This is a genomic window from Comamonas denitrificans (assembly GCF_017368815.1).
Taxonomy (GTDB): Bacteria; Pseudomonadota; Gammaproteobacteria; order Burkholderiales; family Burkholderiaceae_C; genus Comamonas; species Comamonas denitrificans.
On the sequence record NZ_JAFNME010000049.1, the window covers coordinates 1 to 11,747 of the forward strand.

Genomic DNA, 11,747 nt, shown 5'->3' on the forward strand with positions numbered 1-11,747 from the left:
GCGCCTGCGGCGCTGGTCTTTAAAAATCACCTCCACCGACTCCGTATGCCTAGTCATATTCATAGTCCTATTCCTATCTCAAAGATAAGCGATAGGACGGGGATGGGGAATCAGGGGGCTATCTCACTCCAATCGACCAAGATCACTGGCTGCTTGCAGTCCGCAAGTATTTGCCTGGCCATGCCAGCGTAGATGTCTGCACATTGGCGCTGCAATGCCGCGTTGCCCAGCAGGCGATCCATGCATTAGACGCGCTGGCGCACGCTGGTGCGCCCGTTCAAGGCGCGGGCCAGGTTCGATAGGGTATGGCTGCGCGCATGCAACGCCGCCTCGACGGCCCCCATCAGAGTCTGCAGCCTGCGCTTGTGTAGGCCCGGGCAACTGCGGGCCAGCGTATCGCGCAAAATCTCTATGGCATGCATGGCGGTGTCTCCTCGTGGCTTGTGTGGAAACACCAGTGGGGACTCAACTAACCATGCATGCACTCAGGCGCTGTTTTGGACAGCCAATCTAGCCCCCATGCTATTGATTTGCAAGCGAAATTTGAGGGGAAACCTCAGGATCTGATCAGCTTATGAGGCCGAAAGCCTTTGCTGTGTTGGATGTCTCCGGTAATTCCGCCTGATCAACGAACGATTGATAGGCTGGTCAATTTCACCGGCGGCAACATAAGAGGGATAAGGTACTGTAGTGCCGATGGGAGCCCTGTTGGCGTTGGTTATTTCTATCACAGCAACCTGCTCGGAAATTCCAGACTGAACTTTGTTCTCCCCGCACCGGATTCAACCGTCACACGTCCCCCGTGAGCTTGTGCGATGGCCCGGGTAATTGATAGTCCTAGGCCAGCACCATCGGATTGTGGGTGCAATCGAGACGGGTCGGCACGGTAGAAGCGGTCAAACAGGCGAGGAATGATTTGAGGATCAATGTCCTCCCCTGTGTTCTCGACCGTCACGATAACGGCTTGCGCTGTATCGCTGATGTCAATCGTTACATCGCTATGGTTTTTGGAATGGCGCAATGCGTTCGATAGCAAATTGCTCAACGCTCTTCGAAACATCAGTCGGTCACCCAAGACGTCTCCGTCACCGAACAGGCGTAGTGTGACGCTCTTTTCTTCCGCGACGGCTTCGTAAAACTCCAGTAACGCCTGGGCTTCCTTCGCGGCGGAAAACCGCTCCTTGTTCGGCAAGTCAACCCCACGATCCGTCTTGGCCAGGAACAACATATCCGACACCATGCGCGCCAAGCGTTCGAACTCCTCCGCGTTCGACGCCAGTATGTCTCGATATGTGTCAGCGTCTCGCCTGGTGGAGAGTGCGACCTGGGTTTGCGTCAGCAGGTTGCTGATGGGCGTGCGAAGTTCATGCGCCAAGTCCGAGGAGAAATCGGAGAGTCGCTGAAAGTCATTTTGCAGTCTGTCCAGCATCTTGTTGAGTTCCTGCGCCAAGTCAGCCATTTCCGCAGGAACTGCTTCGACGGGCATTCGCTTATCGAGACGATGGGAGCTGACCGTTGTGGCTCGGGTCTTCATGGCGCGCAACGGTGCCATGCCTTTGTAGGCTGCGAACCACCCCAGCATCCCGCTGACGAAGATGGCACCAATGGCGTAAAGCGCCAGCGTGCGCCGCAACTGCGCCATGAATTGCATGTGATCTTCCATGTCAATAGCGATCAGGAAATCCAGCGGTGGCGCCGCACTGTGGGCAGGGTTGACGCGCAAGTTCAACGCACGAAACTCACGGCCTTGGTTTTTCCAACTCTGAATCTCGGAAATCCGATGCTCTGGTGTTGGCGCATCTAAAGTGGCTGGAGGTTGAAACCCTTCAGTCTTGAAAAGAACATCCCCTTTAGCGTTTTTGACAATGACAGACAAGCCGTGGTGATTGTTCAATGACTCGCGTAAGCGCGATGGGATGTCATCGATGGAGTTGGTATTGACTACTATGTTCTCGATCAGGTGCTGTTTGTCTTGCAGCGTGATTCGATCCAGTTCCAGGAAGTGGCGTTCGGTCGCAACCAGGAACAACATTCCAAGCCCCAGCACCATGGCTGCAGCCACCATCGTGAAAAAGATGGCCAAACGATGGGTAAGCGAAAAGAACCGGAACATTTAAACGCTCTCCGGCGCTTCCAGCACATAGCCCATGCCTCGCACGGTCTGGATCAACTTGACGTCCTGGCCTTCGTCGATCTTCAGACGCAAGCGGCGCATCGCCACTTCGATCACGTTGGTGTCGCTGTCGAAGTTCATGTCCCACACCTGGGAGGCAATCAGCGAGCGAGGCAACACTTCTCCATGCCTGCGCATCAGCAACTCTAGCAAACCAAATTCCTTGGCTGTCAGGTCAATGCGGCGGCCACCCCGCGAGACCCGTCGGCGCAGCAGATCAAGCTCCAGGTCAGCCACGCGCAGTGTGTTGGTTTCGGTGCCTCCTCGGCCCCGGCGCAGAATTGTGCGTACACGGGCCAGCAACTCGGCGAATGAAAAGGGCTTGACCAGATAGTCGTCAGCGCCCAGTTCCAACCCTTTGACCCGATCTTCCACCTGATCCCGGGCCGTCAGGAACAGCACGGGCATCTGCAAGCCGCGATTGCGCAGGGACTGCAGCACCTGCCAGCCATCCAGTCCGGGCAGCATGACATCCAGGATCACGAGGTCGTACTCACCTTGGAGTGCCAGGTGCAGCCCATCGCTACCGTTTTGAGCCAGGTCGGCCACAAATCCGGCCTCGCTCAATCCCTGGCGAAGGTATTCACCGGTTTTAGGCTCATCTTCGACGATCAATATCTTCATGGTCACTCTCCGCTATCTGGCGTAGACGTGAGTTTGACGAGTTTCTGCGTTCCCGACATGCAGATAACAAATATGTAATCTGGCGCACAGCTTTCTGACAGGGTCGCTCTTCAGAATCTCTTCCATGAGATCGGTCATTCGTCGTGATGTGCCCAGCAAGGTCACGCTGGTCCCTGGCAAGCAAGGTGAGATCGTCTGGCAATTCGCCAAGGCGGGCACTGTCAACTTCGCGTGCCTGATGCTTGGTCATTACGAGGCCGGCATGAAGTGGGCCGTCAAAATGGCCAAGAAGTAATCCACTTTTTTACTCTCATTCCTGAGGAAATCATGAACACCATCAAAAACATTCTTGCTATCTCCGCGCTTGCCATGGGCACATTAACACCCATGGGCAGCTTCGCCCAGACCATGATGGATCACGGCAAGATGGATATGTCCCAAGCATCGGCATCCATGACCGACGGCGAAATCAAGAAGGTCGATCAGTCCACTGGCAAGGTCACCATCAAGCACGGAGAAATCAAGCACATGGACATGCCCGGCATGACCATGGTGTTCACCGCAAAAGACAAGAGTCTGCTGGGCAAAGTGAAGCCCGGCGACAAGGTCAAGTTCATGGTCGTCAACGAGGGCGGGAAGATGGTTGTCACAGACATTCAGCCCGCTCAGTGAGAACACGCTGCTTTAGCGTGCTGTGTCGTCGCGGATGGATTTATTGATTGCTGACTGCGACGGTTTTGTAATCTGGAGAAGGAGAGCACTATGTCAAAAATTCGCCATACCCTGGTTGGTATCTGTATCGCTTCGGCCTCACTGAGCGTGATGGCGCAAGCCGCCGATGAGCACAAGGCCCATCACCCTGCAGGTAGCACGCAGCCCGCGTCCACCCAAATGAAGACTTCCGCAAAGCCAATGGGTACGGGGCAGATGGCTGGAATGGCCAAGATGGACGAGCACATGAAAGCCATGCAAGCGATGCACGAAAAGATGATGGCGGCCAAAACGCCGGAAGAGCGGCAGGCGCTCATGGACGAGCACATGAACCTGATGCAGGACGGTATGGGAATGATGCAGCAGATGGGCGCAGGCATGCAGGGCATGGGTGGCATGCAAGGTGGCAAGGGCATGCCCACCAACATGGCCGAGCGCCATCAGATGATGGAAAAGCGCATGCAAATGATGGAGTCCATGATGCAGATGATGCTGGACCGTCTGCCTGCCTCGATGACCAAGTAACGCATCCACCGAATTGGGAGTCACCATGAACCATCAACACGACGGGCACGAGTCGCCCCCCAGTTTCTGGAGTTCTCGATACGCCATCGGCTACGTGGCGATTGGTGCCGTGGCGGCGTATTTTTTGTTGACAGAACACCTCGCGCATGTTGTCGGGGCGCTGCCTTTTCTCTTGCTCCTCGCCTGCCCGCTGATGCATATCTTCATGCACGGCGGACATGGCGGACATGGCGGACATGGCCAGAGTAAGCCTGATGCCAAGAAAACTGCGGAATCACGCAAGGAAGGGGATCCACTATGAACCACACCGAATCTGCGTACGGCCTGTGGTCGCTGGTCATCATCAATTCAGCGATCTTCATCATGTTTGCGTTCAGCTTTTTCAAGCCTGCAACGGCCCGTGACTGGAGGACGTTTGGCGCATTCGCAGCCTTTATCGTCGCCTTGTTCGTAGAGATGTATGGTTTTCCGCTGACGATTTATCTGCTGTCGGGCTGGCTGCAAACCAAGTTTCCGAACCTGGATCTGCTCTCCCACACCTCGGGTCACTTGTGGTCCACCCTGTTAGGCGAAAAGGGCGACCCGCATTTCGGCGTACTGCACATCGCCAGCTACGTTTTTCTGGGCTTTGGTTTCTACCTGTTGTCCACAGCGTGGAATGTGCTCTACCACGCTCAGCGTGGCCAATCGCTTGCAACAACAGGCCCCTACGCGCGCATTCGCCATCCGCAGTACGTGGCTTTTGTGATGATTCTGCTGGGCTTCCTGCTGCAGTGGCCCACCTTGCTGACCTTGGCCATGTTCCCTGTCTTGCTCCTGATGTACGGACGTCTGGCAATCACCGAAGAGAACGAAATGCACAAACAGTTCGGTGCAACGTACGACACATACGCCCAGCGCACACCCCGGTTTATCCCTCGCATGGGCAAGGCCCAGTCGACGACTGACTCGGTGTCAAAAAGATGATCTGGAATATTTCCCCGGCGGTATACGTTTCAATTTTTAGGAGTTTGATATATGAAAACGATTGATCTGCAAGTCGAGGGCATGAGCTGCGGCTCATGCGTCAAGCACGTCACGCACGCATTGCAACCGCTGCCGGGTGTCAGTGGGGTGGAGGTCGATCTCCAGTCTGGGCATGTCCGGGTGAGCGGGGAACTGGCGCAGGGCAGCGCCCCATTGTTGATGGCATTGACGGATGCGGGTTACCCCGCAAAGCTGGCCACAGACGCGCCCATTCCCGCTGCGACCTCGCAGCCTAAAGCCTCGGGCTGCCACAGCGGCGGTGCGGGGGGCTGTGGTTGCCGATGACGGCCACGGTATTTGATTCCGGGTCGACCGGCTGGGCGCGTCCGCGCCCGCACCTTTTGCTGGCAACTTTGAAGGAGCAACGCCATGGATCAGCCTGACAACGACTCCCATGCGCCATCGTTCTGGCGCCGCCCAGCCGGCATGGCGCTGGCAACGGCTGCCGTGATCGCTGGTTTTTATCTGCTGCGAGAGCACTGGGGCCATGTTCTGGGTTATTGGCCCTACCTGCTGCTCCTCGCCTGTCCGCTAATGCACCTGATGCACGGCCACGGCGGCCATGGTGGGCACGGCAACCATGCGCAGCCGCCACGGCGCACCAACAACAACAAGGAATAAGCAATGGACATGCATGCACACCATCAACATGGCAGTCACTCTTCTGTCGCGCCAGCCCTGCCAACGGATCTGAAGGATCCGGTATGCGGCATGACCGTCACGGAGCAGTCTGAACACCAATTGACGCACGAAGGGCGGCCCTACTATTTCTGTAGCGCCAAGTGCCAAGGAAAGTTCGCAGCGAACCCACTGCAATACCTTGTATCTACTGCACCTGAGGACACCGCGCCAGAGCCGGCCGGCACCATCTACACCTGCCCTATGCACCCTGAGGTGCGGCAGGACCATCCTGGAATCTGTCCCAAGTGCGGCATGACATTGGAGCCAATCATTCCCCTGGACGAGGAAGACAACCATGAGTTAAAGGATTTTCAGCATCGCTTCTGGTGGACGCTGCCATTCACAGTCATCGTTACCGTTCTTGCAATGTTTGGCCATCGTCTCGGGTGGTTTGACATGAACGTTCAAACCTGGGTCGAACTGGCGCTGTCCTTACCGGTCGTGTTCTGGACGGGTTGGCCCTTCTTCGTACGCGGTTGGCAGTCCGTTGTCCATCGCAGCCCCAACATGTGGACCTTGATCGCTCTGGGAACGGGGGCGGCATTTGTCTACAGTCTCGTGGCTACGGTGGCGCCGGGAGTGTTCCCGGATTCGTTCATCTCCCTGGGGCGTGTGGCGGTCTACTACGAGGCGACAGTGGTCATCATCTCGCTGACCATGTTGGGCCAGATCATCGAGTTGAAGGCCCGTTCGCAAACTTCTGCGGCGATCAAGGCACTGCTCGGTTTGGCACCCAAGACGGCTCGCCGCATCAATGCGGATGGCAGCGAAGAGGACGTACCGCTGAACCATGTTCACGTCGGGGATCTGCTGCGTATTCGGCCCGGCGAGAAAGTGCCGGTCGACGGCGTTGTGACTGAAGGCAGCAGTGCGGTCGATGAATCCATGCTGACCGGTGAGCCTGTGCCGGTGACCAAACGCCTTGGTGACAAGGTGATTGGCGCCACGATGAACACCAGTGGTGCCTTGGTGATGCGCTCCGAGAAAGTCGGTGCGGCCACCATGCTGTCGCAGATTGTTCAGATGGTGGCCAATGCACAGCGCTCGAAGGCGCCCATGCAGCGCATGGCGGATGTGGTGGCAGGCAAATTTGTGGTCGTGGTGGTGCTCATCGCCATTGCTACCTTCTTTGTCTGGGGCTTTTTCGGTCCGGATCCTAGTTGGGTGTTTGGCTTGATCAATGCAGTAGCCGTGTTGATCATTGCCTGCCCGTGTGCACTGGGGCTGGCTACGCCCATGTCGGTGATGGTTGCCACGGGGCGCGCAGCGACTCAAGGTGTGCTGTTCCGTGATGCAGGCGCCATCGAGAAAATGCGCGAGGTGGACACGCTGATTGTGGACAAGACCGGCACTCTCACTGAAGGCAAACCCGCCTTTGACACCGCAGTCGGTGCCGCCGGCTATACCGCGGACGAAGTGTTGCGCCTGGCAGCCAGTCTGGACCAAGGCAGCGAACATCCTTTGGCAGAGGCCATCGTCAGCGCCGCACGCGCCAAAGGCCTGGAGCTGGTCAAGCCGGTTGATTTCGAGTCAGGCAGCGGGATCGGCGTGCGAGGCATCGTCGATGGCAAGCACCTGGTGCTGGGAAACACAGCACTGATGGAGCAGGAGGGCGTGGCGACGGATGCGCTCAAAACCGATGGTGAGCGCCTGCGCAGTGAAGGCGCTAGCGTGATGCATCTGGCCGTGGACAGACAACTGGCTGGCATCCTAGCCGTGACTGATCCCATCAAGGCCACCACGCTGGAAGCGATCAAAGCTTTGCACGCCAGTGGCTTGCGCATCGTGATGGCGACTGGAGACGGCCTGACCACGGCCAAGGCCGTGGGTGCCAAACTTGGAATCGACGAGGTGCATGGCGAAGTCAAGCCCGCCGACAAGCTTGCGCTGGTGGAGCGGCTCCAGAAAGAGGGCCACATTGTCGCCATGGCCGGCGATGGCATCAACGACGCGCCTGCGTTGGCCAAGGCCGATGTCGGCGTGGCCATGGGCACGGGGACCGATGTGGCCATGAACAGCGGCCAGGTCACGCTGGTCAAAGGCGACTTGCGCGGCATCACCGCGGCGCGTGATATCTCCACTGACACCGTTCGAAACATGCGCCAGAACCTGCTCTTCGCCTTCCTCTACAACGGCCTCGGGGTACCGATTGCGGCAGGCGTGCTGTACCCGTTCACTGGATGGTTGTTGTCCCCACTGATCGCGGCGCTGGCCATGAGCCTGAGCTCGGCCTCGGTGATATTCAATGCGCTGCGTTTGCGGCGCGGAAAAAAATGACCCCGTAGTTCGGAGGAATCATGAAAACCCCCACGTCACCACAAAAGCCTCGGACCTCTCAACGCACCACGGCGGTGGGTAAGGAAGCAGCGGTGCAATGGACGCACCGCCAGGCAAAGGATCTACCACCGACCGTCTTGGATCATTCCGAGGAGTTGTTGAAGCCTGCGCCACAGGATGCGTCTAGTGGCATGAAAAGAGCAGCTGAAGCACCTTCGGCGCAGGACTATTTCGATTACCAGCGCGACTTCTTCGAACGTACCATTCTGTTCTGGGACACGCTTCGCCAGCGCGCGAACAACATGCTGGAGCACGAGCGAGTCGGAATGCCGCCGCTTCTGGACTTCAAGTATGAAACGTTGTTGGATGCGCGCAGCTTCGAGCGGTCCGTCAACTATGCACTGTTGCGCATCACGGAAATCGACGGGCATTGCTGGGACGACTGCGTCGACTCTGCCAAACCGCCGGTCATCATCGTCGATCCACGCGCCGGCCACGGCCCCGGCATTGGCGGCTTCAAGCGCGACTCCGAAGTCGGGATGGCCATGCGCGAAGGCCATCCGGTTTATTTCGTCATCTTCTTTCCAGAGCCGGCTCTGGGGCAGACCTTGGCAGACGTGTTGCATGTGCTGCGGCGTTTCGTCGAAGAGGTCGCACTACGCCATCCTGACAATCCTCCTGTGCTTTATGGCAACTGCCAGGCCGGGTGGGCGTTGACGCTGCTGTCCGCAGACTGCGCCGGTCTGGTCGGACCGGTGGTGCTCAATGGCTCACCCTTGTCATATTGGGCTGGCGAGTCCGGTGTCAATCCGATGCGTCTTTCCGGAGGGCTCCTTGGCGGCAGCTGGTTGGCGCATCTGACGGCCGACCTGGGCAATGGACGCTTCGACGGTGCCTGGCTGGCGCAGAATTTCGAGAACCTCAAACCAGAAAAAGCAATTTGGGAGAAGTACGCCCAACTCTTCAGCAACGTTGACAGTGAGCAGGCGCGCTTTCTGGAGTTCGAACGCTGGTGGAACGGTTTTTATTTCCTGAGCCGCGAAGAGATCCTCGCGATCGTTGAGAACCTGTTCATCGGCAACCAGCTTGAACAGGGCCTTTTCCAGATTTGCCAGGGTTGCACTGCTGACCTGAGGCGGATCGGGAATCCAATCGTCATCTTTGCGTCCTACGGCGACAACATTACGCCACCACACCAGGCGCTCGGATGGATTCCGGCAGTCTACAAAGACACCGAGGATCTCAAGCAGGCCGGACAGCGCATCGTCTACCTCACGAACCCGCACGTCGGCCATCTCGGCATTTTTGTCTCCGCCGGGGTGGCGCGTCTGGAGCACCGGGCGATCCTGGAGAGCCTGGCTGAGATTGAGGCGCTGGCCCCGGGCCTCTATGAAATGAAGATCGACAACCCGTCGGGTGACCCGGACTGCCATAAGCCCACCTACAGCATCCGCTTTGAACCCCGTCAGGTTGAAGACCTGAAAACGGATTACCCGCAGGAAGCTTTTGAGCGGGTGAAACAGGTCTCGACATTCAACGAGGCGCTTTACCGGGCATTCGTCAGTCCTTGGGCGCAAGCGCTGTCCACACCCTGGACAGCCCAAATGCTCAAGTGGCTCCATCCGATGCGCACCAGTCGGTATTTGCTCTCGGAAACGTTCAGTCCGTGGATGCGCGGCGTTGCCTTGCTGGCCGAGCCGCTTAGCAAGAACCGCCAGCCGCTTGCGCCGCATCACCCGTTGATCGAGCGTGAGCGTGAAGCTGCAGGGGAAGTGACCCATGCGCTGGGAAGGCTGCGCGAAGGCCGAGACGCTGCGAGCGAGCAGGCGTTTCGCCTGATGTTTCAAAACCCTGTCTTGTTCGCAGGCGTCCTGGGGATGGTGGGTAAAGAGGGTGGCAACGGTAATTCAGTGCGCCCCAACGCCGACTGAGCCCTGATAGAAGTTTTATTTTCCAACCAAGAGAGATCATGATGACAAGAAAAAACAACTGGCTTTTGACAGCGGTGCAGATGGGCCTATTGGCCTGGTCCGGCGCCACCTTGGCCGCCGACAAGGTGTATGTGGCCAACGAGGGGGCTGACACGGTGAGCGTGCTCGATGCTGCGTCGTTCAAGACACTGGCAAGCGTGCGCGTCGGCAAGGCACCGCACAACGTGCAGGTATCGCCCGACGGCAAGGTCGTATGGGTGACCAATAACGGGGAGCCTGCTCAAACGGCCGACGCGTCGGAGCACAAGGAGATGGCCCAAGGCAGCCACGATGCGATGGGAAAGCCCGGCGCGGTTTGGGCCATCGATACCGCGACTAACGCAGTCGTCGCCAAGGTGCCGGTTGGCATGCACCCGGCCCATGTGGTGGTGTCGCCCGACGGCCGCTTCGCCTACATCACCAACGGCGGCGACAACACGGTCAGTGTGATCGACACAGCGGCGCGGAGCCTCGTGGCGACGATTCCGGTCGGCAAGTTTCCCCACGGTCTTCGCATCAGTCCGGACGGCAAGCAGGCCTACGTCGCCAACCTCAAGGGCGGAACGGTGTCGGTCATCGATACCGCCAGCCAGAAGGAGATCGCGCAAGTTCCTGCAGGCAAGGGGCCGGCTCAAGTGGGCTTCACGCCGGACGGGAGTCTTGTCTTGGTGTCGCTGTCGGAGGAAAACGCGGTCGCCGTGATCGACCCGGCTACGCGCAAGGTGATTCGCAAGGTTGCCGTCGGAACAGTCCCCATCCAGCTGTATGTCACGCCGGATTCGCGCACGCTGCTGGTGGCCAATCAGGGCACGCCCAAGAAGCCTGGCAAAACCGTCAGCCTGATTGAGCTGGAGAGTTTCAAGGTTGCCAAGACCGTCGTGACCGGCGCCGGTGCTCATGGCGTGGTTGTCGACCGTGAAGGCCGGTACGCCTACGTTACCAACATGTACGCCAATTCGGTTTCCGTGCTTGATGTGAAGGATCGCAAGGTTGTAAAGACCGTTCCGGTAGGCAAGACTCCCAACGGCATCAGCATTACGCCTTGACGGTTTGTCCGTCGCTTGCAGCTGTCCGGCAAGGTGCAAAAAAAGTAAAACAAGACAACCTGGGCGTTTACAGAAATGACGGTCATCGATATTCGCATTCAACGAATCACGCAGCTTTACGATTCATTGGACCCTTCGCCGCTCCATGAGAAAACACTGAGCCGTGCTGTGGAAAACTATATCGTTGACTGTGCGGGCGAGTATGGTTTAGATGAATCGCTTCGTCTCATTGTTCATGTCCCGACGTCGATCAGAGAGTACGAGGTGGAAATTGCAGGAGCGATCCATGCGCACTTTCAAGCGCAATATGCGCAGTGCAGGCGCCGGTATCGACGAAGGATGCGACAGGGCACTTCCTGTTAACGGGACTCGCCGTTCTGGGTACGACGCTGCTTGTACGGGCCTTATTGGGTAATCCTGGCAACAGCCAGGTGCTTACGGCCATCAGCGAAGGGCTGTTGATTGTTGGCTGGGTGGCGATGTGGCGCCCGATCGAAGTACTCTTGTTTGAACGTGTGGAAAATCACCAAAACATGGCGCTTTTTGATCGTCTTTCCCACATCGAAGTGGGGTTCGCCCTAGAGGAGACGGTAATCCCCCCATAAACCATCACTCTGAGAAGTAGAGCTATGCGGCCATGGCCAGCCGCTGTCTGGGGGTGATGCCGCCCAATGCCATATTTGGGCGTTCATGGTTATACCGCCATATCCACTG

The 11,747-nt window shown here is 57.8% G+C and carries 13 protein-coding genes and 1 pseudogene; 11 read left to right on the plus strand and 3 right to left on the minus strand.

All coding sequences use genetic code 11. The features are described 5' to 3' along the window. Nucleotides 1-245 precede the first annotated feature (245 nt). The 3 genes from J1777_RS13510 to J1777_RS13520 all read right to left on the minus strand — a co-directional run bounded on the left by J1777_RS13510 (nucleotide 246) and on the right by J1777_RS13520 (nucleotide 2,797). Complete coding sequence (locus J1777_RS13510; protein ID WP_207576206.1) at nucleotides 246-422, minus strand: hypothetical protein; 177 nt, start codon at nucleotides 420-422, stop codon at nucleotides 246-248. Nucleotides 423-727: 305 nt separating this feature from the next. Beyond that, nucleotides 728-2,113 (minus strand): heavy metal sensor histidine kinase, encoded by a 1,386-nt coding sequence (locus J1777_RS13515; RefSeq protein WP_207576207.1) that lies wholly within the window; start codon nucleotides 2,111-2,113, stop codon nucleotides 728-730. Beyond that, nucleotides 2,114-2,797 carry a heavy metal response regulator transcription factor gene (locus J1777_RS13520; protein WP_207576208.1) on the minus strand — a complete coding sequence of 228 codons (684 nt, stop codon included), beginning with the start codon at nucleotides 2,795-2,797 and terminating at the stop codon, nucleotides 2,114-2,116. A 136-nt stretch (nucleotides 2,798-2,933) separates the two neighbouring features. On the opposite strand from J1777_RS13520, the pseudogene J1777_RS13525 reads away from it, so the two are divergent. From J1777_RS13525 to J1777_RS13575, 11 genes and pseudogenes are all read left to right on the plus strand, one after another. Beyond that, a pseudogene (locus tag J1777_RS13525) lies at nucleotides 2,934-3,092 on the plus strand (cupredoxin domain-containing protein); the annotation flags it as partial. Between the two features lie 32 nt (nucleotides 3,093-3,124). Then, nucleotides 3,125-3,469, plus strand: a complete 345-nt coding sequence (locus tag J1777_RS13530) for a copper-binding protein (protein WP_207576209.1) — start codon at nucleotides 3,125-3,127, stop codon at nucleotides 3,467-3,469. Between the two features lie 90 nt (nucleotides 3,470-3,559). Further along, nucleotides 3,560-4,033: a hypothetical protein gene (locus J1777_RS13535; RefSeq protein ID WP_207576210.1), complete on the plus strand. Its 474-nt coding sequence runs from the start codon at nucleotides 3,560-3,562 to the stop codon at nucleotides 4,031-4,033. Between the two features lie 25 nt (nucleotides 4,034-4,058). Next, on the plus strand, nucleotides 4,059-4,334 hold the full coding sequence (locus J1777_RS13540; protein ID WP_207576211.1) for a DUF2933 domain-containing protein: 276 nt from the start codon (nucleotides 4,059-4,061) through the stop codon (nucleotides 4,332-4,334). Beyond that, entirely contained in the window at nucleotides 4,331-4,999 is a 669-nt protein-coding gene (locus J1777_RS13545) for a methyltransferase family protein (RefSeq protein WP_059401320.1), read from the plus strand. The genes J1777_RS13540 and J1777_RS13545 overlap by 4 nt, the downstream gene beginning before the upstream one ends. A 51-nt stretch (nucleotides 5,000-5,050) precedes the next feature. Continuing rightward, nucleotides 5,051-5,344: a heavy-metal-associated domain-containing protein gene (locus tag J1777_RS13550; protein WP_011804760.1), complete on the plus strand. Its 294-nt coding sequence runs from the start codon at nucleotides 5,051-5,053 to the stop codon at nucleotides 5,342-5,344. 84 nt (nucleotides 5,345-5,428) lie between these two features. After that, a complete protein-coding gene (locus J1777_RS13555) occupies nucleotides 5,429-5,680 on the plus strand; it encodes a DUF2933 domain-containing protein (RefSeq protein ID WP_066691671.1) in 252 nt (83 codons plus the stop codon). A gap of 3 nt (nucleotides 5,681-5,683) precedes the next feature. Continuing rightward, nucleotides 5,684-8,017 (plus strand): heavy metal translocating P-type ATPase, encoded by a 2,334-nt coding sequence (locus tag J1777_RS13560; RefSeq protein ID WP_207576212.1) that lies wholly within the window; start codon nucleotides 5,684-5,686, stop codon nucleotides 8,015-8,017. 20 nt (nucleotides 8,018-8,037) lie between these two features. Continuing rightward, nucleotides 8,038-9,948 carry a DUF3141 domain-containing protein gene (locus tag J1777_RS13565; RefSeq protein WP_207576213.1) on the plus strand — a complete coding sequence of 637 codons (1,911 nt, stop codon included), beginning with the start codon at nucleotides 8,038-8,040 and terminating at the stop codon, nucleotides 9,946-9,948. Nucleotides 9,949-9,986: 38 nt separating this feature from the next. Continuing rightward, nucleotides 9,987-11,033: a YVTN family beta-propeller repeat protein gene (locus J1777_RS13570; RefSeq protein WP_196995903.1), complete on the plus strand. Its 1,047-nt coding sequence runs from the start codon at nucleotides 9,987-9,989 to the stop codon at nucleotides 11,031-11,033. A gap of 314 nt (nucleotides 11,034-11,347) precedes the next feature. Further along, a complete protein-coding gene (locus J1777_RS13575; RefSeq protein ID WP_207576214.1) occupies nucleotides 11,348-11,638 on the plus strand; it encodes a hypothetical protein in 291 nt (96 codons plus the stop codon). Nucleotides 11,639-11,747: the final 109 nt, after the last annotated feature.

Coding starts and splice junctions, on each gene's coding strand:
- J1777_RS13545 (WP_059401320.1), top strand. CDS start 4,331: ATGAACCACACCGAATCTGCGTACGGCCTGTGGTCGCTGGTCATCATC.
- J1777_RS13530 (WP_207576209.1), top strand. CDS start 3,125: ATGAACACCATCAAAAACATTCTTGCTATCTCCGCGCTTGCCATGGGC.
- J1777_RS13570 (WP_196995903.1), top strand. CDS start 9,987: ATGATGACAAGAAAAAACAACTGGCTTTTGACAGCGGTGCAGATGGGC.
- J1777_RS13560 (WP_207576212.1), top strand. CDS start 5,684: ATGGACATGCATGCACACCATCAACATGGCAGTCACTCTTCTGTCGCG.
- J1777_RS13540 (WP_207576211.1), top strand. CDS start 4,059: ATGAACCATCAACACGACGGGCACGAGTCGCCCCCCAGTTTCTGGAGT.
- J1777_RS13550 (WP_011804760.1), top strand. CDS start 5,051: ATGAAAACGATTGATCTGCAAGTCGAGGGCATGAGCTGCGGCTCATGC.
- J1777_RS13535 (WP_207576210.1), top strand. CDS start 3,560: ATGTCAAAAATTCGCCATACCCTGGTTGGTATCTGTATCGCTTCGGCC.
- J1777_RS13565 (WP_207576213.1), top strand. CDS start 8,038: ATGAAAACCCCCACGTCACCACAAAAGCCTCGGACCTCTCAACGCACC.
- J1777_RS13520 (WP_207576208.1), bottom strand. CDS start 2,797: ATGAAGATATTGATCGTCGAAGATGAGCCTAAAACCGGTGAATACCTT.
- J1777_RS13555 (WP_066691671.1), top strand. CDS start 5,429: ATGGATCAGCCTGACAACGACTCCCATGCGCCATCGTTCTGGCGCCGC.
- J1777_RS13510 (WP_207576206.1), bottom strand. CDS start 422: ATGCATGCCATAGAGATTTTGCGCGATACGCTGGCCCGCAGTTGCCCG.
- J1777_RS13515 (WP_207576207.1), bottom strand. CDS start 2,113: ATGTTCCGGTTCTTTTCGCTTACCCATCGTTTGGCCATCTTTTTCACG.